This window comes from Elioraea thermophila (ex Habib et al. 2022), from assembly GCF_003336755.1.
Classification (GTDB): Bacteria; Pseudomonadota; Alphaproteobacteria; order Acetobacterales; family Acetobacteraceae; genus Elioraea; species Elioraea thermophila.
The window spans coordinates 22,340-47,131 of sequence record NZ_QMDI01000001.1 but is presented as its reverse complement, the minus strand read 5'-3'; the positions used below and the strand labels follow the sequence as shown (position 1 = coordinate 47,131).

Genomic DNA, 24,792 nt, shown 5'->3' with positions numbered 1-24,792 from the left:
CTACTCCGCGGGGGCGGGAACGACGCGACGTGAAGCCCGCGCGCCGTGCACCGTGAGCACGGCGGCGGCAAGCACCACACCGCAGGCGACGAACATCACGGAAGGCAGGTCGACGTCCATCAGCAGCCCAAGGGGCGCCGGCGCCAGGGCCTGGCCGAGCGGCAGCCCCGACGAGACGAAGCCGAACACCTGGCCCGCCGTGCCCGGTGGCGCGGTCTCGCGCACGATCAGGTCGCGCGAGGGCATCACCACCCCAAGCCCGAAGCCCGCCCCAGCCGCGAGCGCGATGATGCCCGCCGCACCGAGCGGAAGCAGGCCGAGGGCGGCGACCAGCACCCCGGCGGAGAGCATCATCGCCGTGACCACCGCGACGTGACGGCCCGTGCGATCGGCGATCCAACCCCCGGCCAGCGTGCCGAGGGTGGAGGAGACGAGCCAAACCGTCATCGCCGTCGCCGCCGTGGCGATGCTCACCCCGTGCAGCTTCGGCAGGGCGGCGACCATGTAGGTCTGCGCGCCGAACCCGCCCATCGCGATCAGGGTCATGAACAGGAAGAGGAGGAGAATGGGACGGGAGGAGAGCAGCCGGTGCGCCGGCGGCAGCTCGCGGCGCGGCTTGGCTTCGCTGCGCAGACGGCGCGCGAACAGCGCGATCGCCACCACGCACGGGATGCCGGCCAGAGCCGCCGCCACCAGCGCCCCGCGCCAGCCGAGCCAGGCCTCGAGCAGGATCATCGCCGGCGGCCCGGCGGCGAACCCGGCATAGCCCGCCGCCGTGTGCAGGGAGAAGGCCCGCCCCATGCGCTCCTGCCGGATCGAGCCCGAGAGGATGGCGTAGTCGCAGGGGTGGATCGTTGCGTTGCCGAGCCCGCCGAGGACCGCGGCCAAGATCAGCATCGTCATGCCGTCGGCGGCGGCGAAGCCGAGCGTGCCCAACACCATCAGGGCGTTGCCGGCCACCAGCCACGGCGCCGCTCCCGTCCGGTCGGCCCAGACGCCGATCGGGGTCTGGCCGAAGGCGGTGACGGCGGACAGGACGGCGATGGCGGAACCGAGCGCCGTGTAGGACAGCCCGAGCTCCGCCCGCATCATCGGCAACAGCGGGGGGAGGACGAGTTGATAGAAGTGCGAGAGGAAATGCGCCGCCGCGATCAGCGCGATCACCGCGCCGTCGTGCCGGCTCCGCCCGCCTGTGCTGTCGCGCTCCGCCACGGCCGAACGCTGCGGGCCGCCGCGATCCCGGTCAAGCCGAAGCTCGCGCGGCCCTGGGGCGCGTCGGCCGCGGGCTCAGAGCTCCTCGTCGAAGACGGCGGAATCGAACCCGGTCTCGTGATAGCGGGAGAGCTCCTCCGCCCCCTCGGCCGCCTGGGCCTCGCCGCCGAGCCCCATCATCGAGGCGATGGCGTTGCCGATCATCAGCCCGCCGAGCACGCCGAGCGCGCTCGCCGCCGCGGTGCCGAGAAAACTCGGCCGCCCCGGCTGCGCGTTGAACAGCCCCGGACGCCAGCCCGGCGCATGGACGGCGGCGGGAGGTCGCGTCTGCGCCGCGCCGCCGCCCAGAAGCCCGCCGAAAAACCCCTTCGGCTGCTGCGCCTGCTCGAGCTGCCATTCGAGCTCGCGGATCCGGTTGGTCGCCTCCGCGAGCGCGTGCTCGCCGAAGAACGCCATCTGCGCGATCCGGTAGCGCGCCTCTGGATACCGCGCGAAGAGCTCGGCGAGCAGGCGATCGGCCTCCGGGTCGATCGGGTCGTTGCGCGCCGAGACGGCGCGCTGCACGAACTCGGTGATCAGTCTCCGTTCCTCTTCGGTCATCCCGGCCTCCTTCCCTGGCGGCCGGGAGATGGTCCGCACCTGCCGCCCGATCAAGCCGAGCGGCGCTTCCCGGAAGCGTCCGTCCTTGCGACGGCGACCGGCGCGTGCATGTCTCGCCGCATGGCCTCCTTGCTTCGCCGGATCCTCTCCCCGCCGCCGGTAGTCGCCGTCGTCCCGCTCGCGGGCCTGATCGCGCCGCGCGCCGGCTTCGGCCGAATGACGCTCAACGTGGAGACCGTGGGGCCTACGCTCGCCCGCGCCTTCCGCGCCCGCCGCCTCGCCGAGGTGGCGCTGATCATCAACTCGCCCGGGGGCTCGGCGACCCAGTCCGACCTGATCGCGCAGAGGGTGCGCCAGCACGCCGCCGAGGAAGGGGTGAAGGTGACGGCCTTCGTCGAGGACGTCGCCGCATCGGGGGGCTACTGGCTCGCCTGCGCCGCCGACGAGATCCTGTGCCGGGAAACCTCCATCCTCGGCTCGATCGGCGTCATCTCCGCCTCCTTCGGCTTCGCCCGCCTGTTGGGCCGGATCGGCGTGGAACGGCGCCTTTACACGGCGGGGGAGCGCAAATCCCTGCTCGACCCCTTCCTGCCCGCGCGCGAGGAGGACATCGCTCGGCTGAAGTCGGTGCAGGCGGACCTGCACGAGCGGTTCAAGGCCTGGGTGCGGGAGCGGCGGGGCGGCAAGCTGCGCGGCGAGGAGGCGTTGCTGTTCTCGGGCGAGGTCTGGACCGGGGCGAAGGCGGTAGCGCTTGGGCTGGCAGATGGGATCGGCGAGGTGCGTTCCACCATGCGGGCGCGGCACGGCGAGGAGGTTCGCTTCGCGGTGTACGGCACCGGCCGGCGGCCGTGGTGGACCCGGCTCCTGCCCAGTCCCGAGGGGATCGTCGGGGCGGCGACCGCAGCACTCGAGGAACGGGCCGCCTATGCCCGGTTCGGGCTGTGAGCGGGCGCGGTTCACCCTAGGCGCGGGATGGCCTAGAACGCGGGCAGGGTGAACCTGAGGGTGCGGCGCGCGTGATCCGTCTCCTGCTGCTCGGCCTCGTGCTGGCCGGGGTCTGGTACCTCTATCGGATGGTGACGAAGCAAGGCCCTGCCGCGCCGACCCTGGGTCAGTCCGCCGGCACGGCGGCCGCGGTCGAGGGGGAGAAGGCCGAGGCGGCGTCGGAACCGGGCGAAGAGGCGGAGGAGATGCAGGAATGCCCGGTCTGCCGCGCCTACCTGCCGAGCAGCGCGACCGACGGCTGCGGCCGCCCCGACTGCCCGATCCCGGCGCTTGCCGCGGCACGGGCGAGCGAACCGCGCGGCGGAACCGCGGCATGAACCGCCATACGCGCGCCGCCTTTCCGTGCGCTTAGCTGCGAACGCTGCCTCCCGCCACCATGACCGTCGCCGTCCGCCCCGCCCCGCGTTCCTTCCAGGAGGTGATCCTGCGTCTCAACGCGTTCTGGGCCGACCGCGGCTGCGTCATCCTGCAACCCTATGACCTCGAGATGGGGGCCGGCACCTTTCACCCCGCCACCACGTTGCGGGCGCTCGGCCCCGCCGCCTGGAACGCCGCCTACGTGCAGCCCTGCCGTCGCCCGGCCGATGGCCGCTACGGTGAGAACCCGAACCGCCTGCAGCACTACTACCAGTACCAGGTGATCCTGAAGCCCGCCCCGCCCGACCCGCAGGGCTTGCTGCTCGACTGCTACCGCGATCTCGGCCTCGACCCGCTTCGGCACGATTTCCGCTTCGTCGAGGACGACTGGGAGAGCCCGACCTTGGGCGCCTGGGGGCTCGGGTGGGAGGTGTGGTGCGACGGGATGGAGATCACCCAGTTCACCTATTTCCAGCAGGTGGGCGGCATCGCTTGCGAGGTGCCCTCGGTCGAGCTCACCTTGGGGCTCGAGCGGCTGGCGATGTACATCCTCGGCGTCGAGAACGTGTTCGACCTTCCCTTCAACGATCCCGCCGCGGCCGCCCCCCTCTGCTACGGCGACGTGTTCCTCCGCGCCGAGCGCGAGTTCTCCGCCTACAACTTCGAGCATGCGGACACGGCCACACTGCTGCGCCAGTTCGAGGATGCGGAGCGGGAATGTTCCGCCCTGATCGCGAAAGGGCTCGCCTTTCCGGCCTACGATCAGTGCATCATGGCCTCGCACCGCTTCAACCTGCTCGATGCGCGGGGCGTGATCAGCGTGGCCGAGCGCGCCGCCTTCATCGCCCGCGTGCGGGCCCTGGCGAAGGCGTGTTGCGAGGCCTGGCTCGCGGGCGAACGCGCCGGCGGACAGCCCGCGCTCGCCGTGGGGTGACGGTACGATGCCGGAACTCCTGCTCGAGCTCTTCTCCGAGGAGATCCCGGCCCGCATGCAGGCGCGCGCGGCCGAGGATCTGGCGCGGCTCGTCTCGGCTGCCCTCGCTTCTCTCTCGCCCGCGGACGTGCGGACTTTCCACGGTCCGCGGCGGTTGGCCCTGGTGGCGCAGGTCGCCGCCGCCACGCCCGAGGAGCGGACGGTCGAGCGCGGGCCGCGCGCCGGCGCGCCCGAAGCCGCGCTCGCCGGCTTCCTGCGCAAGCACGGGGCAACGCGCGAGGCGGTGCGGGAGGAGGGCGGCTATCTCGTTCTCGACCGCATCGTGCCCTCGGTTCCGGCCGCAGAGGTGGTGGCGCGCGAACTGCCCTCCCTTCTCCGCCGCTTTCCCTGGCCGAAGTCGATGCGCTGGTCGGGCAGATCGTCCTTCACCTGGGTGCGTCCGCTCAGGCGCATCCTCTGCCTGCTCGACGGGACGGTCGTCCCCTTCGCCCTCGCCGAGGGTGATGACGACGGGCATGGGTTGCGTGCGGGGAACGAAACGGAGGGGCATCGGTTCCTCGCCCCCGGCGCCTTCGCCGTCGGCGGCTTCGCCGACTACCGGGCCGAGCTTGCCGCCCGGCACGTCATCCTCGATGCGGCGGAGCGCGAGGCGCTGATCCGTCGCGACGCCGCGCGCCTGGCCGAGGCCGAGGGGCTCTCCGTCGTCGAGGATCCCGCCCTCGTCGCCGAGATCGCCGGCCTCACCGAGTGGCCGGTGGCGCTGATCGGGCGGATCGACGAGGCGTTCATGGACCTACCACCGGAGGTCCTGCGCACCTCGATGCGCGTGAACCAGCGCTATCTTTCGCTGCGCCGTCCGGACGGCTCGGCAGCGCCGCGCTTCATCGTCATCGCGAACATCGCCGCCGCCGACGGCGGGTCCGCGATCGTCGCCGGCAACGAGCGCGTGCTGCGCGCGCGGCTGGCGGATGCCCGGTTCTTCTGGAACGAGGATCTGAAGCGCCCGCTCGAAACGCTGCTGCCGAAGCTCGCCGAGGTGACGTTCCACGCCAAGCTCGGCTCGCAGCGCGACCGCGTCGATCGCCTCGTGCGGCTCGCAGGCGAGCTCGCCCCTCTGGTGGGTGCGGATCGCGCCAAGGCCGAGCGCGCCGCGCTGCTCTGCAAGGCCGATCTCGTCTCCGGCATGGTCGGCGAATTTCCCGAACTGCAGGGGGTGATGGGCCGCTACTACGCGCTCGCGCACGGCGAGGACGGCGAGGTGGCGAACGCGATCCGCGACCACTACGCGCCGAGGGGCGCGGAGGACGAGGTGCCGGCGGAGCCCGTTTCGATCGCGCTCGCCCTTGCCGACCGCCTCGACCAGCTCGCCGGCTTCTTCGCCATCGGCGAGAAGCCGACGGGTTCGGGCGATCCCTTCGCTTTGCGCCGCGCCGCCCTCGGCGTCGTGCGCATCGTGCGGGACAATCGCGTCAGGCTCGATCTGGGCCACTTCGTGTCGGCCGACGTGCTCGACTTCATCGCCGAGCGGCTGCGCGTGCAGCTCCGCGCCGAAGGCAAGCGGCACGACATCGTCGCCGCCGTGCTGGGGCGGGGTGTGGACGGAGATCTCGTTCGCGTGCTGTCGCTCGCCGACGCGCTCGAGACCTTCCTCGCCTCGGAGGATGGAGCGAATCTCCGCACCGCGCATGCCCGGGCGGTGAACATCCTGCGCATCGAGGAACGGAAGGACGGCCGCAGCCACGACGATCCGCCCGAAGCCGCGCTCTTCGCCGCCGCCGAGGAGCGGGCGCTCGCCGCCGCACTCGACGCGGTGGAGCCAACGCTTGCGCGCGAGCTCGCCGAGGAACGGTTCACGGAGGCGATGGCCACGCTCGCAGCACTCAGGGCGCCGCTCGACGCCTTCTTCGACCGCGTCACCGTCAACGATCCCGATTCCGCCTTGCGGGCGAACCGCCTCAGGCTTCTCTCCCGCGTGCGTCGCGCGATGGCGCGCGTGGCGGACTTCTCCAAGCTCGAAGGATGACCGTGATGGATACCGTCACAGCGGCGAAGTGGGTCTATGCGTTCGGCGCGGGCCGCAACGAGGGGCGGGCGGACATGCGCAACCTGCTCGGCGGCAAGGGGGCCAATCTCGCCGAGATGGCGGCGATCGGCCTGCCCGTGCCGCCCGGCTTCACCATCACCACCGAGGTCTGCACCGCATTCTACCGCAACGACCGCCGCTACCCCGAGGGGCTTGAGACGCAGGTCGACGAGGCCTTGCGCGGCATCGAGGAGGCCGTCGGGCTCCGGTTCGGCGACCCCGAGCGCCCTTTGCTCGTCTCCGTCCGCTCCGGGGCGCGCGTCTCCATGCCGGGGATGATGGACACCGTGCTCAATCTCGGGCTGAACGACGAGACGGTCGAGGGGCTTGCACGGATGAGCGGCGATGATCGTTTCGCCTGGGATTCGTACCGCCGCTTCATCCAGATGTTCGGCGGCGTCGTGCTCGGCGTCGATCACCACCGCTTCGAGGAGATCATCGACGAGGTGAAGCTCGATCGGCGCATCACCGCGGACACGGCGCTCACCGCCGACGATTGGCGGCGCGTTGTCGCCGGCTACAAGGCGATCGTGCGGGAGGCCACCGGCAAGCCGTTCCCGCAGGATCCGCGCGCCCAGCTCTGGGCCGCGATCGGCGCGGTCTTCGGCTCGTGGATGAACGCGCGCGCCATCACCTACCGCCGCCTGCACGACATTCCCTCGGACTGGGGCACGGCGGTGAACGTGCAGGCGATGGTCTTTGGCAACATGGGCGACGACTGCGCCACCGGGGTGTGCTTCACCCGCGACCCCTCGACCGGCGAGAACGTCCTCTACGGGGAATATCTCGTCAACGCGCAGGGCGAGGACGTGGTGGCCGGCATCCGCACGCCGCAGCCGCTGTCGCGCGCCGCCGCCAAGCCGGGCGAAGTCTCCATGGAGGAGGCGATGCCCGAGGTGTACGCCGAACTGTTGCGCGTGCGCGAGGTGCTGGAGCGGCACTATCGCGACATGCAGGACATCGAGTTCACGGTGCAGAAAAAGAAGCTCTACATGCTGCAGACGCGCAACGGCAAGCGCACGGCGGCGGCGGGGCTGAAGATCGCTGTCGACATGGCGAACGAGGGGCTGATCAGCCGCGCGGAGGCGATCCAGCGCGTCAGCCCCTCGGGCCTCGACCAGTTGCTGCACCCGACGCTTGATCCGAGCGCGAAGCGAACCCTGCTCGGCAAGGGGCTGCCCGCCTCTCCCGGCGCCGCCTCGGGCGCGGTCGTGTTCTCGGCGGATGAGGCCGAAGCGCGGGCGCAGAAGGGCGAGAGCGTGATCCTGGTGCGGATCGAGACGAGCCCCGAGGACATCCACGGCATGCACGCCGCGAAGGGCATCGTCACCACGCGCGGCGGCATGACGAGCCACGCCGCGGTGGTCGCGCGCGGCATGGGCAGGCCCTGCGTGGTGGGTGCCGGCGGGCTCGTCGTCGACTACGCGTCGCAAACCCTCTCTGGGGGCGGACAGGTGGTGCGCGCCGGCGAGACCGTCACCATCGACGGGGCATCGGGCGAGGTGTTCCTCGGCGCGGTGCCGATGATCGAGCCGAAACTCTCCGGCGACTTCGCCACCCTCATGTCCTGGGCCGACGAGGTGCGCACGCTGAAGGTGCGCACCAACGCCGAGACCCCGCCCGACGCGGAAACCGCCCGGCGCTTCGGCGCGGAAGGAATCGGGCTCTGCCGCACCGAGCACATGTTCTTCGACCCCGAGCGCATCCTCGCCGTGCGCGAGATGATCATGAGCGCGGACGAGGCCGGGCGCCGGCGCGCGATCGCGCGGCTGCTGCCGTTCCAGCGCAAGGACTTCGCCGATCTCTTCCGCATCATGGCGGGGCTTCCCGTCACCATCCGCCTGCTCGATCCGCCGCTGCACGAGTTCCTGCCGCACGGCGAACACGAACTCGCCGAGGTCGCCGAGGCGCTCGGCGTCGATCTCGCCGCCGTGCGCCAGCGCCTGATTGAGCTCTCCGAATCGAACCCGATGCTCGGGCATCGCGGCTGCCGCCTCGGCATCTCCTACCCCGAGATCTACGAGATGCAGGCACGCGCCATCTTCGAGGCCGCGCTCGACATCGCCGAAGAGACCGGGGCGGCGCCGATCCCGGAGATCATGATCCCCCTTGTCGGGCTGAAGAAGGAGCTCGAGATCACACGCGGCCTGGTCGAGGCGACGGCGGAGGCGGTGTTCGCCGAACGGGGGCGGCGCCTCGAGTACAGTGTGGGCACCATGATCGAGCTGCCGCGCGCCGCGCTGATCGCCGACCGCATCGCCGAGGTCGCCGACTTCTTCTCCTTCGGCACCAACGACCTCACCCAGACCGTGTTCGGCCTCTCGCGCGACGATGCCGGCAAGTTCCTGCCGCTCTACGTCGAGAAGGGAATCCTGCCGAAGGACCCGTTCGTCACGCTCGACGTCGAAGGCGTGGGCGAGATGGTGCGCATCGCGGTGGAAAAGGGACGTCGCACCAGGCCCGCGCTCAAGCTCGGCATCTGCGGCGAGCATGGGGGGGATCCGGCCTCGATCGCGTTCTGCCAGCGTGTCGGGCTCGATTACGTCTCCTGCTCGCCCTACCGCGTGCCGGTCGCGCGGCTCGCCGCCGCGCAGGCCGCGCTCGGCGAGGGCGGCGTCGACCGCACGGCCTGAGGCGGACGGACCGGGTGCGAGGATGGCTGCTCGCCGCCAACCCCGGCTTGCGCCGCGTCGTCAGATCCAGCGCCTGACGCGACGCAGATAGGCGCGGTAGGGATCGCCGAAACGGGCTTCCAGATAGGGCTCCTCGCGCGCGATCACGAGCCGGTCCATCAGCGCGACGAAGACCGGCACGAAGAGCAGCGTCCAGCCGCTCGCCAGCATCAGGCCGAGACCGGCCAGCAGCAGCACGAGCCCGAGATACATCGGGTTGCGCGTGAAGGCGTAAGGCCCCGAGGAGACGAAGCGTCGCGCCGGGCGGAAGGTGGGGATCGCGGTGCCGGCGCGATGGAAGACCCAGGCCGCCCAGCCGGCGAGCAGCATGGCGAGCGCGACCAGCAGACCGCCGAGGCCGAAGCGGAGCGGGGCCGGCCAGGGCGTGGTGACGAGGGGGGCGAGCCGATCGAGGACGAGCGCAACACCGAGGACGGCCGGAAACAGGATCGGCGGATGGACGGCGACGGGCGGCGGCGACCCGTCCATCACGTCCGGTCCGTCCGCCGCTTCGGCTTGCTGGCGCGCGTGATCGGCGCCCGCGTCGGTCTCGACCTCCCGCCGCCCCGTCATGCCGGGCTCTCGGCCGGAAGTCGCATCCAGGCCGGGATCGCGGGCCGGAGCCGTGCCTCGCCGCACATCAGCGGCTCGGGGCCCGCCAGGGCGTCGAGACGAAGGAAGGCGAGCGCCCGATCCTCCCGGCCCGATCGGATCGTGCCGACCTCAGCCCCGTCGCGCAGGACCGGCGTGCCGGGCGCTGGCAGCGGGCCCTCGACCCGCACGGGAACCAATCGCTTCTTCACCAGGCCGCGGTACTTCGTGCGCGCGGTCAGCTCCTGGCCCATCCAGCACCCCTTGGTCCAGGAGATGCCGTTCAGCTCGTCGAAGCCCGCCTCCAGCAGCACGGTCCGCCCGCTCTCAAGGTCGCGGGAACCCTCCGGCAGGCCGAGAGCGAGACGGTGGTGGTCGTAGTCCTCCGCCGTCGCGTCGGGTCGCAGGGCACCCGGGGAAGCCAGACACCGCCACCCCGCCTCGGGCAGGCGCGGATCGCGCGCGGCAAGCCCGACCGGCGCGCCGTCACGCCAGGCGGCGAATACCGTCCAGCGATCGCTCTCGTCAGCAACGTCCACCTTCGCCCGCAGCCGGTAGCGCGCGAGATGCGACGCGAGCCACGCCGCCTGGGCGCGTTCGCACTCGAGCAGGATCCGCTCGCCATCGGCGAGGAGGAAGAAGTCGGCGAGCCACTTGCCCTGCGGGGTGAGCAGCGCCGCCCACACGGCGGTCTCGCTCGCGCCGACGCGCGCGACGTCGTTGGAGACGAGCCCCTGCAGGAAAGGTCGTGCGTCGGGCCCGGAGACGGCCACGACGCCCCGGGCGGGCAGTTCGGCGATCGGCATGGACGGGAGATGGCGCGCGCCACCACCTCGCGCAATCCCGTCTCGGCTGTGCTAGACGCCCGCGCATGAGCCGGATCCTGTTCGTCACCGCAACCCGGATCGGCGATGCCGTGCTTTCGACGGGCCTCATCGACCATCTGCTGCGCACACACGCCGAGCCGCGCATCACGCTCGCCTGCGGTCCGGCCGCTGCCGGCCTCTTCGCCCACATGCCGGGCAGGGAGCGGGTGATCACGCTCGAGAAGCGGCCCTTCGCCGGGCATTGGCTCGGCCTCTGGGCGGAGGTGGTGGGCACGTGGTGGGACCTGGTGGTGGATCTTCGGGGCTCGGCGCTCGCCTGGCTGGTGCCGGCAGGGCGGCGCGCCGTGATGGGCGCGCGACGGAAAGACCTTTCGCGGCTGGCGCAAATCGGGTCCGTGCTGGGCCTCGACCCACCGCCTGCGCCGGTGGTGTGGACCTCGCAGCAGGATCGCGCGCGGGCCGAGATGCTGATCCCGCCCGGGCCGCCGGTGATCGGGCTCGGCCCGACGGCGAACTGGCGCGGCAAAGTCTGGGCGCCCGAGCGGTTCGTTGCGCTGTTTGATCGGCTGTCGGCGGCGGACGGGCCCTTGCCGGGGGCGCGGGCGGCGGTCTTCGCCGGCCCCGGCGAGGCCGAGGCGACACTCGCCCGCCCCGTTCTCGCCGCCCTGCCGCGCGGGCGGACGATCGACCTGGTCGGCCGCCTCAGTCTCACGGAAGCCGCCGCCTGCCTCGCGCGCTGCGCCCTCTTCGTCGGCAACGATTCGGGGCTGATGCATCTCGCCGCGGCCGCCGGCGCCCCGACGCTCGGGTTGTTCGGCCCCTCGCCCGTCGAGCAGTACGCCCCGACGGGGCGGCTGACGGCGGTCGCCCGCACGCGGGTGCCGATGGCCGAGCTCATCTCGGCCCCCGGCTTCGACCACCGCACCACGGCGAGCCTGATGGGGTCCCTGCCGGTCGAGGACGCCTACGAGGCCGCGGCTGCCCTGCTCGAGCGCGCCCGGCCGGCCCTGGCAGCGACATGAGCGGGCCGCGCCTTTCCGCTCTCGTGGTGGCGCGCAACGAGGAGGCTCGCCTGCCGGGCTGCCTCGCCAGCCTCACCTTCGCCGACGAGATCGTGGTCGTGCTCGATCGGACCACCGACCGTTCGGCGGAGATCGCGCGCGGTTTCGGCGCCCGTGTGCTCGAGGGAGCCTGGGAGATCGAGGGGGATCGGCGGAACGCAGGGCTTGCCGCCTGCGCAGGCGACTGGATCCTGGAGATCGATGCGGACGAGCGCGTCCCGCCGGACCTCGCGGCCGAGATCAGGGCGGTGATCGCAGCCTCCGCCCACGATTGGCACGAGCTGCCGGTGGACAACTGGATCGGCGATCGTCTCGTGCGTCATGGCTGGGGCGGCAGTTTCGGTACCACCGCGGTGCCGCGGCTGTCGCGCCGCGGGGCGAAGCGGTGGGGACGTCAGCGCGTGCACCCCGGCCTGGAGTGGCACGGGAGCCGAGGGCCGCGACTTCGCCACGCGCTGCAGCACCAGGTGGATCGCGACATCTCCGACATGCTGCGCCGCCTCGACCGCTACTCCTCCGCCCGGGCGGCGGATCTGCTGGAGAAAGGAGACATCGGCACGCTCGCGGGCAACCTGCGCCGCTTCGTCTCCCGCTTCTTCAAGTGTTACGTCTCGCGCGGCGGCTGGCGCGAAGGAGGGTGGGGGGTGCTGATCGCGCTCTGTGCGGGGCTCTATCCGCTTCTCGCCCACCTCAAGGCGAGGCTCGAGCCGGAGCGGCATCGTCCGCCGTCCGATGTTCCGGCCGGGCAGCGGCACCCGCCAGCGGGACCGGCCGCGGGTCCGGCTCGGCAGCCCGCCCCCGCAGCATGAGCGCGCCACGCCTGACCGCGCCCGCGCCGCCCGCTCCGGCTGCGCCTTGGCACCAAGCCGTCGCCCTGGGCGAAACCGCATTCGGGTGGCTGGCCGCCGCCCTCCCCTTGATCCTCATCTACGCCCGCGGGTTCGGCGACGTCTACCTGTCGGTCGTGGCGCTCGCTTTCCTCGCGGTTCTCGCCGTGCGGCGCGACGCCACGCCGCTTCTCGCCATCCATGCCTGGCCGGGGCTTGCGGCCTGGCTTTGGTTTGTCGTCGCCACCGCGCTCACGGCCGACCTCGACCGTCTCGGGGTGGCCCTCGCCTGGGGCCGGGTTCCGGTAGCGGTGGTGGCCCTCGGCTCCTGGGTGCTCGCCTCGGGTCGCTTCCGCCGCCCGCTGCTCGCCGCCTGCGGCCTCGCCGCCGGCTGGATCGCCCTCGAGGTCTGGCTTCAGGCGTTGACCGGGCGAAGCCTCTCCGGCTTCACCCGCGCGGTCGGCGGCGAGCACACGGGTCCGTTCCGCCGCCCGCGCGCCGGGGCCTATCTCGTGCGCATCGTCTGGCCGCCGCTCGCCGCGGCGTGTGGTCGGCTCGTGCGGGCCGGCCCGTTCGGCGTCGGCGCGGCGAGCCTGCTGATCGCCCTCTTCGTCGCCACGATCTTCGTCATCGGCCAGCGCATGCCGCTGGTGCACGCCGCGATCGGCGTCGCCCTCCTCGCGCTCGGCATCCCCCGCCTTCGCCTACCCGCCCTGATCGGGGTGATCACGCTGGTCGCGATCGCGGCCATCGCGGCCTCCGCCTTCCCAACCGCCTTCACCCGCCAGGTGACCCAGTTCGTCGACATCATGTCGGGCTTCCCGGACAGCCATTACGGCCAGATCCTGCGCCGCGCGCTGGCACTGGCCGAGGCCAGTCCCTGGACGGGCTGGGGGGCGGATGGGTTTCGTACCTTCTGCGCCGATCCGCGCTTCTTCATCGGCTGGGGTGGGGTGGGAGACGGGGGAGGGGCGCAGATGTGCGTCCCGCATGCGCACCACCCCTATCTCGACATGCTGGTCAATGCCGGCGTGCCCGGCCTCGTCCTGTTCGCGATTGCGGCGCTCGGGTGGCTGGTCGCGGCCGGCCGAGGCCTCCTGCCGCGGCCGGAGCCGCTCCGGCTCGGGCTGTTCGTCTCCGTTCTCCTGCCGCTGTGGCCGCTCGGATCGGTGCACGCCTTCACCTCGCAGCCGACCTCGACGCTTTGGGCGCTGATGACGGGATGGGCGATCGTCGAGGCGTTGCATTCGCGCGAGCCCGCGCGGGAGAGCGCTCGGGTGTGAGCCGGCTGGCCATGGTGATGGCCGGGGCGGCGATGGGCGGAGCGGAAACGTTCTATGTCCGCATCGTTTCCGCCCTCGCTGCTGCCGGCGAGGAGGTGCTGGCGGTGATCCGGCGCGACCCCGCACGGGCGGCTGCCTTGCGCGCGGCGGGGCTCGCACCGGTCGAACTCGCCTTCGGCGGCCCGCTCGATCTCCTCACCGGGCGGCGTCTTGCGCGTGAGTTGCGAGCCTTCGCACCGGGGTTGGTGATGAGCTGGATGAACCGCGCCGCCCGCTTCACGCCCGCAGGGCCCTGGACGCGCGTCGGGCGCTTGGGCGGCTATTACGACCTCTCCTACTGGCGCGGCTTCGATCATCTGGTGGGGAACACGCGGGGGATCGTCGCCTGGATCGTCGCCCAGGGCTGGCCCGAGGATCGGGTGCACCACCTGCCGAATTTCGTCCCCGACCTTGCGGGAGCGGAGCCCGTGCCGCGACGTGCGCTCGAGGTGCCCGACGATGCGCTCCTTGTGCTTGCCATGGGTCGGCTGCATCGCGTGAAGGGGTTCGACACGCTGATCGCCGCGCTTGCCCGGTTGCCACGCGCAGTGGCGGTGATCGCCGGAGAGGGGCCGGAACGATCCGCGCTCGAGACGGTGGCGCGGCGGTCAGGCGTTGCTGATCGCGTCCGCTTCCTCGGCTGGCGAAGCGACCAGGCGGGGCTTCTCGCTGCCGCCGACGTGTTCGTCTGCCCCTCGCGCCAGGAGCCGCTCGGCAATGTCGTGCTCGAGGCCTGGTCGGCCGGCCGTCCCGTCGTCGCCTGCCGGGCGGCGGGGCCCGAGGAGCTGATCGAACCGGGCAGGACGGGGCTGCTCGTGCCGGTCGACGATCCCTCGGCCCTGGCCGAAGCCATCCGTCGGGTGGCGGAGGAGCCCGGCCTTGCGCGCGCGCTTGCCGCGGCCGGCCGCGCCGCCTGGGCGGCCGAATTCGCGCCCCCGCCGGTGGTGGCGCGCTGGCGCGACCTGCTCGGCCGGCTCTCGCGCTGATGTGCGGCATCGCCGGCCTAGCGCGCCTGCCGGGCAAGTCCTTGCCGCCTGACCTTGCGGGCAGGCTGGACGAGGCGCTTGCCCATCGCGGGCCGGACGGTGCGGGGCGTCATCAGGCCGGCAGTGTCCTCCTCGTGCATCGGAGGCTCGCCATCATCGACCTCGCGGGCGGTGCCCAGCCGCTCCATGCACCGGACGGCACGGCGCTGATCGCCAATGGCGAGATCTACTCGTATCGCGAACTGCGCAGCGACCTGCTCGCCGATGTCCGCTTCGCCACCGACAGCGACTGCGAGGTGCCGCTGCACCTCTTCGTTCGCGAGGGGGAAGGGTTCGCCGCCCGGCTGCGCGGCATGTGGGCGATCGCGATCCACGAGCCGCGGTCGGATCGCCTCGTGCTCTCGCGCGACCCCTTCGGCATCAAGCCGCTCTACCTCGCCGAAACCCCGCTCGGCCTCGCCTTCGCGTCCGAACCGCGCGCCCTCGTCGCGGCCGGGCTCATCGCGCCCGAGATCGAGCCCCGCGCGCGCGACGAGCTCCTCGAGCTGCAATTCACCACCGGTCGCGGAACGATCTGGCGGGGGATCGAGCGCGTGCTTCCGGGCGAGACGCTGACCATCGCGGCCGGCCGGGTGATCGCGCGGCGTCGTTGCCATGCCCTGCCGGCGGGTGGCCCCGAGGAGATCGGCGAGGAGGAGGCGCTCGCGCGCCTGGATCGCGCACTGGAGGAGAGTGTCGCCCTGCATCAGCGGAGCGACGTGCCCTACGGGCTCTTCCTCTCGGGTGGCACCGACAGTGCGGCGGTGCTCGCCCTGATGCGACGATTGGCCGAGCGCCCCGTGCTCGCCTTCACCGCCGGCTTCGACGATCCCTCCGCCGCCGACGAGCGGGCGGCGGCGCGCGCGGCGGCGCGGGCGGCGGGGGCGGCGCACGAGGAGATCACCGTCACGGAGGCCGATTTCCTCCGCCATCTGCCGGCGATCGTCGCGGCGATGGACGATCCGGCCGCCGACTACGCGATCGTTCCGACCTGGCTGCTCGCCCGGCGGGCCCGGGCAGAGGTCACGGTGGTGCTGAGCGGGGAGGGGGGTGACGAACTCTTCGCGGGCTACGGCCGCTATCGGGCGGCGATGCGGCCGTGGTGGCTGGGCGGGCGGGCGATGCACTCTCGCGGCATCCTCGAGCGGCTGGGGCTGCGGCGCTCCCCAGCGCGGTCGTGGCGGTCGGGGCTCGAGGCGGCGATCGGAGGGGCGGCGACACCCGGCCGGACGTGCCTGATGGCGGCCCAGGCCGCCGACATCGCGGAATGGCTGCCGAACGACCTGCTCGCGAAACTCGATCGCTGCCTGATGGCGCACGGGGTGGAGGGCCGCACGCCGTTCCTCGATCCGGCAGTGGTCGCGGCCGCTTTCCGGCTGCCCGACCGGCTGAAGGTGCGGGGCCGGACCGGCAAGTGGATCCTGCGCGCCTGGCTCGAGCGGCACTTCCCCGACGCCCGGCCCTTCGCGCCGAAGCAAGGATTCACCGTCCCCGTCGCCGCCTGGATCGCACGCTCGGGCGACCGCCTCGGCGCGCTGGTCGCGGCCGACCCGGCGGTGGCCGAGCTCTGCGAGCCCGACCGGGTTCGCGCCCTCTTCCGTGCGGAGGGCAAGCACGCGGGCTTCGCCGCCTGGACGCTGCTCTTCTACGCCCTCTGGCACCGGGTGCACATTCGCGGCATCGGCTCGGGCGGGGATGTGTTCGACGTTCTCGCCGCGACCGGATGAAACCCGCCTGAGGAGTCGTCGATGGCAGAGCCGCATTTCGACCTGATCATCCGCGGCGGCATGGTGGTGTTGCCGTGGGGGCTCGAGGAGACGGACATCGGCGTGCGGCAGGAGCGGATCGCTGCCCTCGGCGTGGCGTCGCGCGCCTCCGCCGAGACGACGATCGACGCGCGCGGTCTCATCGTCCTGCCCGGGCTGATCGATGCCCACGTGCACCTGCGCGAGCCGGGCGCCGACGAGGTCGAGACGATCGCGACGGGAACCAGGGCAGCGGCGCTCGGCGGCCTAGTCGCGGTGTTCGACATGCCGAACACGCAGCCGCCGATCACGGATTCGGAACGGCTCGCCTGGAAGCGCCAACACATCGAGGGCCGCGCCTTCGTCGACATCGGCCTCTATGTCGGCGCGACCAAGGGCAACATCGCCGACCTCGCCGATCTCGAGGCTGAAGCGGGGGTCTGCGCGATCAAGGTGTTCGCCGGCTCCTCGACGGGCGACCTCCTGGTCGAGGACGACGACTCGATCGAGGCGGTGCTGCGCTCCGGCAACCGCCGTGTTGCCTTCCACGCCGAGGACGAGGACCGGTTGCGCAGCCGTGCGCACCTCTTCCGCGAGGGCGAGCCCTATCATCGTCACATGGAGTGGCGCGACGTGGAGACCGCCTTCCTCGGCACGCGACGCATTGTCGCGCTCGCGCGCAAGGTGGGGCGACGGGTGCACATCCTGCACGTCTCGACGGCGGAGGAGCTGGCTTGGCTGGCCGGGCAGCGCGACCACGCGACCGTCGAGGTCCTGGTCAACCACCTCACCCAGGCCGCGCCCGAGGCCTATGACCGGCTGGGAGGCTTCGCAGTGATGAACCCGCCGATCCGCGAGCGTCGGCATCTCGAGGCGGCCTGGGCCGGGGTGCGCGACGGCACGGTCGACGTGGTCGCCTCCGACCATGCGCCGCACCCGCGCGCGGCGAAGGCCCTTCCCTGGCCGCGCTGCCCGGCGGGGTTGACCGGCGTGCAGACCATCGTCCCCGTCATGCTCGACCACGTGCATGCGGGCCGCCTGTCGTGGTCGCGCCTCGCCGACCTGATGTGCGCCGGCCCCGCGCGGGTTTACGGCATCGTCGGCAAGGGGCGGATCGCCGCCGGCTATGATGCCGACTTCACCATCGTCGACCCCCGCTTGCGGCGCACCATCACGGACGAGTGGATCGTCTCCCCCTGCGGTTGGACCCCCTTCGCCGGCATGACGGTGACCGGCTGGCCGGTGATGACCGTGCTGCGCGGGCGCGTGATCATGCGCGAGGGTGAACTGTTGGGCCCCCCCGCGGGGCGCCTGGTGCGATTCGGCGAGACCCTCGTTCCCGAGCCGGCGTGAGGCCGCCCGCTCAGACCAGCATCTCGACGCAGACCGGCACGTGATCGGAGGCGAGCGGCCAGTCGCGCGCGTCCTTCAGCACCTCGCCGCTCTTCAGCGTGCCGATCATGTCGGGCGTGACCCAGATGTGATCGAGACGCCGTCCGCGATCGGACAGCCGCCAGTCGCGGTTGCGGTACGACCACCACGTGAAGAGTTTTTCCGGTGGCGGAATGAAGTGGCGCATCGCGTCGACCCACCCGCCGGCGGTGGCCTGCCAGCGGCCCAGCGCCTCGGTCTCGACCGGGGTGTGCGAAACCACGTCCAGCAACTGGCGATGGCTCCAGACGTCGTCGGGAAGGGGCGCGATGTTGAGGTCGCCGGCGATGATCTGCCGCGGGCTGCCGCCCGCGCCGTTGGCGAACCAGTGCGTCGCTTCGGCGACGAAGTCGAGCTTGTGGCGGAACTTCGGGTTGCTCTCAGGATCAGGGATGTCGCCGCCGGCGGGAACGTAGAAGTTGTGCAGCCGAACCGGGGCGCCGGGGATGTCGAGATCGACCGTGAGGTGTCGGCTCTCGCCCTTGCCGCACCAGTCCGGGGTGTCTGGCACCACGCTGAGCGGGATCTTCGAGAGCACCGCCACGCCGTTGTAGCCCTTCTCGCCGCGGAAGGCGATGTGGCGGTACCCGGTGGCGCGAACCTCGCGCAGGGGAAACTCCTCGTCCGCAACCTTCGTCTCCTGCAGACAGATCACGTCTGGCTCGAGGCTGACGGCGAGATCGGCGAGCCGGGCGAGGCGGAGACGGATCGAGTTGATGTTCCAGGTGACGAGGCGGAGTCGTTTCGGACGTCGGGCCATGGTCTCGTGGAGCGGGAAGCTGGAGCCTTGAAACTTAGCCACGAGCGTTGCCACTGAGATGCACCGGCTGTGCGACCCTCCTTTGCGAGATTTTCGTCGGCGTAGACGGGCGAACCGTTCAACACCGATCCGAGTCGCTGGTTCACCCCGACGCCGGCTGCGCAGTCTGGTGACACTGACTATCGCAAATCCCTAGTCTGCCACCCATCTCCCGATGACTGCTGCGCTGGGAGCCGGATCAGACGGCACATCGGATGCGACGATTGGGCCAAGGGGTTTCAGGGGAGGGCCCTGATCCGATTGGGGCTGGGAAAAAGCGCCGGGCGGCGCGGGTTGCGCCGCTGATCGACTAGCCGGCCTTGGGGCGGATCCCGCTTCCGCTGTGCTGGCTCGCCTTTGGCCAGTCCTGGCGTTCCTCCGATTGGATTGTTCCGCGACTTTGTGCTGGCGCGGTGGTCGCAGATCCCCGCTGTTCGGTTTCACAAGGCATTTCGGCGATTGCCCTTCTCCCCTGCAGGAGCACTCAGGCTGCTACCCTCAGGTCTCCTTCAGCGTCTCTGCGGTTTCGGACTTGTCGACGGGACGCCCAACTAGCGCCGCTCTTCCGTTTCCACCACCAACTTCTGGCATATGAGCCGAGCTCAGCTGATTAAGCGTCTGTTCTTTACAGCCAATCGGCACAGCGCTGCACAGGGGATCACGTTGAACAGCAGCACGCCAATGGCCGCGACCATGCTCAACGGCTCGGTCAGCTGGACCTTCGCCAACAAGGAGGAGGTTGGTCGCCAAAATCTTTGAGTTGGCTTCACCCGCCAGGGACACAAGAACCTCTTAGCCTCAACAGGGACGTTGCAGTCGACCTCGGCGACAGGCCCGAGCGCCAAGGCCTAGTGACGAGCGCTGTTAAGTCTTAGGATCTTGCCGCAGGTCCGCCGCTCACTCACAATAAACGCACGTGTTTGCCAAAAAATTCTTGAATAATCTTCAATGCTCGTAAATGATGAAAGAAACAAGGAGTGCTGATGGTGCTAGGAATGACAGTCTGTTGTACGCAACGGAATTGGCCATAACAGTTCCGGATGACCATCGTGCTTGCCCTGGTTCCTGCACGGGCGTCGACGCCATCTTCCGCACGGTGGAGCGTAGTCCAACCTCTCGGCGTGGACCAGCCGCCACAACTCAATCGCGACATCAGAAATCGCGGCGAAGAAGCAGACTTCGTCGCGCTCCAGCACCATCCCCGAGAGATATCTTTCATCAAAATCATTGAAGCACCTCGAAAACCAACCCTTCGTGGACATTCGTAAGAAGCCCGCGGCTTTTAAAATCATAGCCCTTATTTTAGAAAATAGATGTAACAGTATCACGAAAATCAAGATTTTTACACGACAACGGTCCTGCCAAACATCAGGCCATTAAGAACAAATCAAGAAAACTACATACACGATACCAACATCTGAAACTTGCAATAATCTTCTTGCCAAAATTCAAAAACATATCACTTAGGTTGCTTCTTAGAAAGAAGAAACAATCCCTGTTCAGCAAATATATTGGCAAGCCAGCGATTACGACGCCAAGGAAGCTTGCGCCCGGCCCCATCAACGCCCATCCAGAGCTCCACAAAGTACCCGTCTTCCTCACAAAGTCGAAAAAAATCTAGGATCGTACACAGATGAATATTTGGTGTATCATACCATGGTCGATCAAGGACAGCCGTACGCGGCATTCGTCCGGATACGAGAAGTTTGAGCCGGACAAGCCAATGACCAAAATTTGGGAACGAGACGATGGCCCGCCGACCAATACGCAACATTTGATGAAGGACTTCCCGCGGCCGCTCAGTAGCCTGAAGTGTGCGAGAGAGGATCACATAATCAAAGGCCTGATCAGGATAGAAAGTCAAGTCAGTATCAGCATCACCATGGATGACTGACAAACCTTGGCCAACTGCCGCTGTCACCAATCCCATGTCAATTTCAATTCCACGGCCATCAACCTCCCTTTCATGAACAAGAATGTCAAGTAGCGTGCCATCGCCACATCCGATATCCAGAACACGAGACCGCGGTTCCACCATTTGTGCAATTAGACGCAAGTCCAAGCGATCAGAAAGCGGCCGACCAGTTCGGGCAGAAGGAATGGGCAAATCAGGCATCAGCGCCAGCGTTCTGCTGCACCAGCGAGAAAGCCAGCAACCGTGCGGAACAGCACCGGTTCATCTAGCAAGAAAGCATCATGCCCCTTATCGGACGCGATTTCGACAAAAGATACATTGGCCGCTACTGCATTGAGAGCCCTCACGATCTCGCGGCTCATCGAGGTCGGAAAAAGCCAGTCGGAAGAAAAAGAGATAATACAGAACCGTACGGGCGTATGCCGAAATGCTTGCGCCAACGAACCTCCATGCTCGGCGGACAGATCAAAATAATCCATTGCCCTCGTGATCGTGAGATACGAATTTGCGTCGAAACGACGCACAAATGTAGATCCCTGATATTGGAGATAGGATTCGACTTCAAATAAGTCGTTTGAAAACGTTAGCATTGGACCTGTTCGCAGGCGTCGACCAAACTTTCGATTTAGCGCTTCTTCTGAGAGGTAGGTGATGTGAGCAGTCATTCTAGCTACCGCTAGCCCCCTTGCCGGCACAACGCCATGTTCCCAATAGCGCCCACCGTGAAAGTTGGGATCTGCATGGATCGCTTGCCGGCCGATCTCGTGAAAAGCGATATTTTGTGCCGAATGATAAGCCGCAGTGGCAATCGGTATGGCAGAAAAGACTTTGGAAGGAAATAGGGAAGCCCACTGTAGCACTTGCATTCCACCCATTGAACCGCCAATTACCGAAAACAACTTTGTAATTCCTAGCGCCTCAACAAGTTTCGCCTGGGCTCGGACCATGTCACGAATGGTGACTGGAGGAAAATCGATACCCCATGGCCGACCTAACGGCTTTCCACTTTCGTCTGTCATTTCAATATTTGGCCCAGTTGAACCCATACAACCACCCAACACATTCGAGCAAATTACGAAAAAATTGTCAGTATTTACTGGCCTTCCCGGCCCTACAAGATGCTGCCACCAGCCTGGCTTTCCCGTGACAGGGTGTGTTTCGGCTACGTATTGATCTCCAGTAAGAGCATGACAGATGAGAATTGCATTTGAGCGGGTTTCATTTAGCCGTCCGTATGTACGATAGGCAACGCGAAGAGGACGGATTCGGGCGCCACAATCGAGCGTGATTCCCTCCTCGAAGACAATTGCTTGGTGCGACAGGGTATCCGCTTGGTCCATGGCCTCGCCCACCATCGCAGACGATTAAACCAAGCCGGTATCGCGGGCCACAGACGACTTGCGTCAGCAAGCCGTTCCGGTATGGCTCCCAAAGCAATGTCCCCCGAGCTCCCGCCGCGTGACGCGACCCCTGAGCGACTTGGGGTCTCCACCCCGGACACGTTGTCGAAGATCCGGCAAGAGATCGACCGACTGGACGATCAGATCCACGACCTCATCGTCGCGCGTGCCGATCTAGTAACGCGTTTGGCCAAATCGGGGGCAAAACAGGGCATACCCTATCGCCCAGCACGTGAAGCCCAAATCCTTCGAAGGTTGCTTAAACGTCATCGCGGCCCCCTCCCTGCGGAAGCCCTAATGGGAATTTGGCGCGAAATCCTCTCCAGCATGACGCTCATCCAAGCGCCCATGTCGGTCGCCGTCTGGAGTGCCGATCACGCGCCGCAGTATCTCGCGCTCACGCGAGATCATTTCGGCGCAGGTGTCCGGGTTCGGGCGCTGCAATCCTCGGCCCAGGTCCTTGCGGCTGTCGAGACGGGACAAATGTCGCTTGGCGTACTGCCGGTTCCGGGCGACACGGCGGCGGCTGAACCGACGGAAGTGCCCTGGTGGCTGAGATTCCTGCGTGGTGATGCCCATGACTTGTCGATTGTTGCGCGCCTCCCTTTGCTCACCGCTTGGGCTGAGGCCCCCCAAAAGGTCGCCGCTTTCGTTGTGGCTCGCCTCGTGCCAGAGCCCTCGGGAAATGACGACTCGCTCGTTGCTTTCGAGTGTTCCCCATCGTTGGACGACACAGCGATCGGAAACCTCGTTTCTGACGCAGGGTTCCAGCTCCGCAGCTTGGTCGTCTATCGGGGTGAGCCAGCCGCGGTTGCTTGTCTTGCCGAAGTGGCAGGGCATGTTTCAGCGGCGGCGCCACGTTTGTCCGACCTGGCGCGCCGCGGGGCTTTGCGGCCGTGTGTTCTCGGCGCTTGGCCGGTACTCTCCGTCAACGTGGCCAGCTCTGTTCCAACGGAGGATCCAACTCGATGAAGCCTTTGCCTCGCCCCTCAATCCTGAACATCGAGCCTTACAGGGGTGGCGAGGCCGAGCTGCCTGGGGTGAACAGGGTCATCAAGTTATCGTCTAACGAGGGTGCGCTGGGCCCCTCTCCCGCAGCGATTGAGGCGTATCGGCGCGAAGCATGCGAAATTCATCGCTATCCGGATGGCGGCGCTTCTGCGTTGCGGAGAGCAATCGCCATAGTCTGGAACCTCGATGCAGAACGCATCGTTTGCGGTGCGGGCTCCGATGATCTCTTGTGCCTTCTCGCTCAGGCCTATGGCGGGCCAGGCACCGAAACGATTGTCACCCGCCATGCCTTCGCCATGTATCCGATTTACGCGCATTATGCTGGATCGACAGTCGTGACGGTGGACGAACGCGAGTACACGGCCGACATCGATGCGATCCTCGCAGCAGTTACAGCTCGCACAAGCTTGGTCTTTCTTGCGAACCCAAACAATCCAACAGGGACCTTCGTCCCTTGGGGTGAGATCGTTCGCCTGCGCCAAGCGCTCCCCGAGTCCGTCCTGCTCGTGCTCGATCTAGCTTATGCGGAATACCTAGCGGACCCTGCGGTTCCAGAAGTCATCAAGCTGATTGACACGACCGCCAACACGGTCATGACAAGAACTTTCTCGAAGATCTATGCGCTGGGGGGGCTCCGGCTAGGCTGGGCTTATGCGCCGAAGCATGTCGTCGATGTATTGAACCGCGTCCGCAGTCCTTTCAATGCCTCTCGCCCTGCGCAGGCAGCGGCCATCGCAGCGCTTGCTGACAGTGATCACTTCCAAGCAAGTCGAACACATAATTTCCAGATGCGGGCCTGGCTCTCCGAAGCTCTGGAAAGTGTCGGGATCCCCGTGCGGGGGACTGAAGGAAATTTCGTGGTTGCAGATTTCGGCTCGATTGGGCGCAGCGCCGATGCAGCGGATCAAGCGTTCCGGGCGTGTGGCATCATCGTGCGGAAACTGACGGGCTACGGCCTGCCCGGCATGCTCCGCATCACGGTTGGTACCCCTGCTGAAATGGAGGCTGTCGCGGAGGCTGCTGCGAAGTTCATGCAGGGGTTCGATCGCGCACTCTCCCATGCATAAAGTGTTGTTTCGCCGTCTCGCGCTCATTGGCGTGGGGCTGATCGGATCTTCGCTTGCGCGCGTCTGCCATGTCCGAGGGGATATCGCAGCCGAAGTCGTTGCTACAGCTCGAACGGCAACCACACGTCAAAAGGTTCTCGAGCTCGGCCTGGCGGACAAAGTCTTCGACTCGCTCAAAGAAACAGTTGCTGAGGCCGATTGTGTAGTGTTGTGCACGCCTGTCGGTTCTTATGGCGAAATTGCCTCGGCTATTGGGCCGGCCCTCTCAATCGGCGCAATATTGACCGATGTTGGTTCGACAAAGCAAAGCGTGATACGCGACGTAGGCCCTTTCGTCCCTGAAGGGGTGCACTTTGTTCCCGGCCACCCTATTGCGGGAACCGAACACTCGGGACCTGAGGCGGGGTTCGCCGACCTGTTCAAGGGTCGATATACAATCCTTACCCCTCCACCCGGAACGGATGAGACTGCAGTCGAAAAAGTTACAGAACTTTGGCGCCGCGCAGGCTCAATTGTTGAAATTATGGAACCAGCTCATCATGATCGTGTTATGGCAATTGTAAGTCACTTACCTCACCTGATTGCCTTTACTATTTGTGGTACAGCTGATGATCTTGAACATCAATCAATGAAAGATGTGTTGCGCTTTGCCGCCTCCGGATTTCGAGACTTCACACGAATTGCAGCATCTGATCCTGTCATGTGGCGAGATATTTTTTTGAATAATAGGGAAGCACTATTAGAGATGACGCAGCGTTTTGTTGAAGATATGACGGCAATGGCGCGAGCGGTACGATGGGGTGAGGCAGAATATATTGTTGATAAGATAGAGCGGGGGCGTCATATTAGAAAAAAACTGATTGCGCTTAAACAAGCATAGGTGGAAACTTCTGAGCTTGACGGCTTAT

Annotated in this window: 21 protein-coding genes; 14 read left to right on the top strand and 7 right to left on the bottom strand. The window is 67.8% G+C overall.

Going from position 1 to position 24,792, the window contains the following annotated elements; genetic code table 11:
* On the bottom strand, positions 1 to 1,212 hold the full coding sequence (locus DWB05_RS01800; RefSeq protein WP_114374450.1) for an MFS transporter: 1,212 nt from the start codon (positions 1,210 to 1,212) through the stop codon (positions 1 to 3).
* A 75-nt stretch (positions 1,213 to 1,287) separates the two neighbouring features.
* Positions 1,288 to 1,812: a DUF2076 domain-containing protein gene (locus DWB05_RS01795; RefSeq protein WP_114374448.1), complete on the bottom strand. Its 525-nt coding sequence runs from the start codon at positions 1,810 to 1,812 to the stop codon at positions 1,288 to 1,290.
* 108 nt (positions 1,813 to 1,920) lie between these two features.
* On the opposite strand from DWB05_RS01795, the gene DWB05_RS01790 reads away from it, so the two are divergent.
* From DWB05_RS01790 to ppdK, 5 genes are all read left to right on the top strand, one after another.
* Positions 1,921 to 2,757 (top strand): S49 family peptidase, encoded by an 837-nt coding sequence (locus DWB05_RS01790; protein WP_232818352.1) that lies wholly within the window; start codon positions 1,921 to 1,923, stop codon positions 2,755 to 2,757.
* Between the two features lie 71 nt (positions 2,758 to 2,828).
* Positions 2,829 to 3,134: a hypothetical protein gene (locus tag DWB05_RS01785; RefSeq protein ID WP_114374444.1), complete on the top strand. Its 306-nt coding sequence runs from the start codon at positions 2,829 to 2,831 to the stop codon at positions 3,132 to 3,134.
* 59 nt (positions 3,135 to 3,193) lie between these two features.
* Positions 3,194 to 4,108, top strand: a complete 915-nt coding sequence (locus DWB05_RS01780; protein WP_114374442.1) for a glycine--tRNA ligase subunit alpha — start codon at positions 3,194 to 3,196, stop codon at positions 4,106 to 4,108.
* A gap of 7 nt (positions 4,109 to 4,115) precedes the next feature.
* Complete coding sequence (glyS, locus tag DWB05_RS01775; protein ID WP_114374439.1) at positions 4,116 to 6,131, top strand: glycine--tRNA ligase subunit beta; 2,016 nt, start codon at positions 4,116 to 4,118, stop codon at positions 6,129 to 6,131.
* Between the two features lie 5 nt (positions 6,132 to 6,136).
* Positions 6,137 to 8,824: a pyruvate, phosphate dikinase gene (ppdK, locus tag DWB05_RS01770; protein WP_114374437.1), complete on the top strand. Its 2,688-nt coding sequence runs from the start codon at positions 6,137 to 6,139 to the stop codon at positions 8,822 to 8,824.
* Positions 8,825 to 8,884: 60 nt separating this feature from the next.
* On the opposite strand, the gene DWB05_RS01765 is transcribed toward ppdK, so the two are convergent.
* Entirely contained in the window at positions 8,885 to 9,436 is a 552-nt protein-coding gene (locus tag DWB05_RS01765) for a methyltransferase family protein (RefSeq protein ID WP_114374435.1), read from the bottom strand.
* Complete coding sequence (ygfZ, locus tag DWB05_RS01760; protein ID WP_114374432.1) at positions 9,433 to 10,260, bottom strand: CAF17-like 4Fe-4S cluster assembly/insertion protein YgfZ; 828 nt, start codon at positions 10,258 to 10,260, stop codon at positions 9,433 to 9,435. Before ygfZ ends, DWB05_RS01765 begins: the two co-directional genes overlap by 4 nt.
* A 65-nt stretch (positions 10,261 to 10,325) precedes the next feature.
* On the opposite strand from ygfZ, the gene DWB05_RS01755 reads away from it, so the two are divergent.
* From DWB05_RS01755 to DWB05_RS01730, 6 genes are read left to right on the top strand one after another with little or no spacing between them, the layout of a single operon-like run.
* Positions 10,326 to 11,303, top strand: a complete 978-nt coding sequence (locus tag DWB05_RS01755) for a glycosyltransferase family 9 protein (RefSeq protein ID WP_114374430.1) — start codon at positions 10,326 to 10,328, stop codon at positions 11,301 to 11,303.
* Positions 11,300 to 12,151, top strand: a complete 852-nt coding sequence (locus DWB05_RS01750) for a glycosyltransferase family 2 protein (protein WP_114374428.1) — start codon at positions 11,300 to 11,302, stop codon at positions 12,149 to 12,151. Before DWB05_RS01755 ends, DWB05_RS01750 begins: the two co-directional genes overlap by 4 nt.
* The gene (locus DWB05_RS01745) at positions 12,148 to 13,452 is read left to right on the top strand and encodes an O-antigen ligase family protein (protein ID WP_114374426.1); all 1,305 of its coding nucleotides are present in this window, start codon (positions 12,148 to 12,150) and stop codon (positions 13,450 to 13,452) included. Before DWB05_RS01750 ends, DWB05_RS01745 begins: the two co-directional genes overlap by 4 nt.
* A 17-nt stretch (positions 13,453 to 13,469) precedes the next feature.
* Positions 13,470 to 14,477: a glycosyltransferase gene (locus tag DWB05_RS01740; RefSeq protein ID WP_114374479.1), complete on the top strand. Its 1,008-nt coding sequence runs from the start codon at positions 13,470 to 13,472 to the stop codon at positions 14,475 to 14,477.
* Complete coding sequence (gene asnB / locus DWB05_RS01735; RefSeq protein WP_114374424.1) at positions 14,477 to 16,243, top strand: asparagine synthase (glutamine-hydrolyzing); 1,767 nt, start codon at positions 14,477 to 14,479, stop codon at positions 16,241 to 16,243. Before DWB05_RS01740 ends, asnB begins: the two co-directional genes overlap by 1 nt.
* A 21-nt stretch (positions 16,244 to 16,264) precedes the next feature.
* Entirely contained in the window at positions 16,265 to 17,614 is a 1,350-nt protein-coding gene (locus DWB05_RS01730) for a dihydroorotase (RefSeq protein ID WP_114374422.1), read from the top strand.
* A gap of 10 nt (positions 17,615 to 17,624) precedes the next feature.
* Here DWB05_RS01730 and DWB05_RS01725 read toward each other — a convergent pair whose 3' ends face one another.
* The 3 genes from DWB05_RS01725 to metX all read right to left on the bottom strand — a co-directional run bounded on the left by DWB05_RS01725 (position 17,625) and on the right by metX (position 21,746).
* Positions 17,625 to 18,452: an exodeoxyribonuclease III gene (locus DWB05_RS01725; RefSeq protein WP_114374420.1), complete on the bottom strand. Its 828-nt coding sequence runs from the start codon at positions 18,450 to 18,452 to the stop codon at positions 17,625 to 17,627.
* Positions 18,453 to 19,950: 1,498 nt separating this feature from the next.
* Positions 19,951 to 20,607: a methionine biosynthesis protein MetW gene (gene metW, locus DWB05_RS01720; RefSeq protein WP_114374418.1), complete on the bottom strand. Its 657-nt coding sequence runs from the start codon at positions 20,605 to 20,607 to the stop codon at positions 19,951 to 19,953.
* A complete protein-coding gene (gene metX, locus DWB05_RS01715; protein WP_114374477.1) occupies positions 20,607 to 21,746 on the bottom strand; it encodes a homoserine O-acetyltransferase MetX in 1,140 nt (379 codons plus the stop codon). Before metX ends, metW begins: the two co-directional genes overlap by 1 nt.
* A 162-nt stretch (positions 21,747 to 21,908) precedes the next feature.
* On the opposite strand from metX, the gene pheA reads away from it, so the two are divergent.
* From pheA to DWB05_RS01700, 3 genes are read left to right on the top strand one after another with little or no spacing between them, the layout of a single operon-like run.
* Positions 21,909 to 22,778 carry a chorismate mutase gene (gene pheA, locus DWB05_RS01710; RefSeq protein ID WP_157967035.1) on the top strand — a complete coding sequence of 290 codons (870 nt, stop codon included), beginning with the start codon at positions 21,909 to 21,911 and terminating at the stop codon, positions 22,776 to 22,778.
* Positions 22,775 to 23,884 (top strand): histidinol-phosphate transaminase, encoded by a 1,110-nt coding sequence (gene hisC, locus DWB05_RS01705; protein WP_114374413.1) that lies wholly within the window; start codon positions 22,775 to 22,777, stop codon positions 23,882 to 23,884. The genes pheA and hisC overlap by 4 nt, the downstream gene beginning before the upstream one ends.
* Entirely contained in the window at positions 23,877 to 24,764 is an 888-nt protein-coding gene (locus tag DWB05_RS01700; protein ID WP_114374411.1) for a prephenate/arogenate dehydrogenase family protein, read from the top strand. The genes hisC and DWB05_RS01700 overlap by 8 nt, the downstream gene beginning before the upstream one ends.
* The last annotated feature ends 28 nt before the right edge of the window (positions 24,765 to 24,792 follow it).

Coding starts and splice junctions, on each gene's coding strand:
- DWB05_RS01795 (WP_114374448.1), bottom strand. CDS start 1,812: ATGACCGAAGAGGAACGGAGACTGATCACCGAGTTCGTGCAGCGCGCC.
- DWB05_RS01790 (WP_232818352.1), top strand. CDS start 1,921: ATGTCTCGCCGCATGGCCTCCTTGCTTCGCCGGATCCTCTCCCCGCCG.
- DWB05_RS01780 (WP_114374442.1), top strand. CDS start 3,194: ATGACCGTCGCCGTCCGCCCCGCCCCGCGTTCCTTCCAGGAGGTGATC.
- glyS (WP_114374439.1), top strand. CDS start 4,116: ATGCCGGAACTCCTGCTCGAGCTCTTCTCCGAGGAGATCCCGGCCCGC.
- ppdK (WP_114374437.1), top strand. CDS start 6,137: ATGGATACCGTCACAGCGGCGAAGTGGGTCTATGCGTTCGGCGCGGGC.
- DWB05_RS01765 (WP_114374435.1), bottom strand. CDS start 9,436: ATGACGGGGCGGCGGGAGGTCGAGACCGACGCGGGCGCCGATCACGCG.
- ygfZ (WP_114374432.1), bottom strand. CDS start 10,260: ATGCCGATCGCCGAACTGCCCGCCCGGGGCGTCGTGGCCGTCTCCGGG.
- DWB05_RS01755 (WP_114374430.1), top strand. CDS start 10,326: ATGAGCCGGATCCTGTTCGTCACCGCAACCCGGATCGGCGATGCCGTG.
- DWB05_RS01750 (WP_114374428.1), top strand. CDS start 11,300: ATGAGCGGGCCGCGCCTTTCCGCTCTCGTGGTGGCGCGCAACGAGGAG.
- DWB05_RS01745 (WP_114374426.1), top strand. CDS start 12,148: ATGAGCGCGCCACGCCTGACCGCGCCCGCGCCGCCCGCTCCGGCTGCG.
- DWB05_RS01740 (WP_114374479.1), top strand. CDS start 13,470: ATGGCCGGGGCGGCGATGGGCGGAGCGGAAACGTTCTATGTCCGCATC.
- asnB (WP_114374424.1), top strand. CDS start 14,477: ATGTGCGGCATCGCCGGCCTAGCGCGCCTGCCGGGCAAGTCCTTGCCG.
- DWB05_RS01730 (WP_114374422.1), top strand. CDS start 16,265: ATGGCAGAGCCGCATTTCGACCTGATCATCCGCGGCGGCATGGTGGTG.
- DWB05_RS01725 (WP_114374420.1), bottom strand. CDS start 18,452: ATGGCCCGACGTCCGAAACGACTCCGCCTCGTCACCTGGAACATCAAC.
- metW (WP_114374418.1), bottom strand. CDS start 20,607: ATGCCTGATTTGCCCATTCCTTCTGCCCGAACTGGTCGGCCGCTTTCT.
- metX (WP_114374477.1), bottom strand. CDS start 21,746: ATGGACCAAGCGGATACCCTGTCGCACCAAGCAATTGTCTTCGAGGAG.
- hisC (WP_114374413.1), top strand. CDS start 22,775: ATGAAGCCTTTGCCTCGCCCCTCAATCCTGAACATCGAGCCTTACAGG.
- DWB05_RS01700 (WP_114374411.1), top strand. CDS start 23,877: ATGCATAAAGTGTTGTTTCGCCGTCTCGCGCTCATTGGCGTGGGGCTG.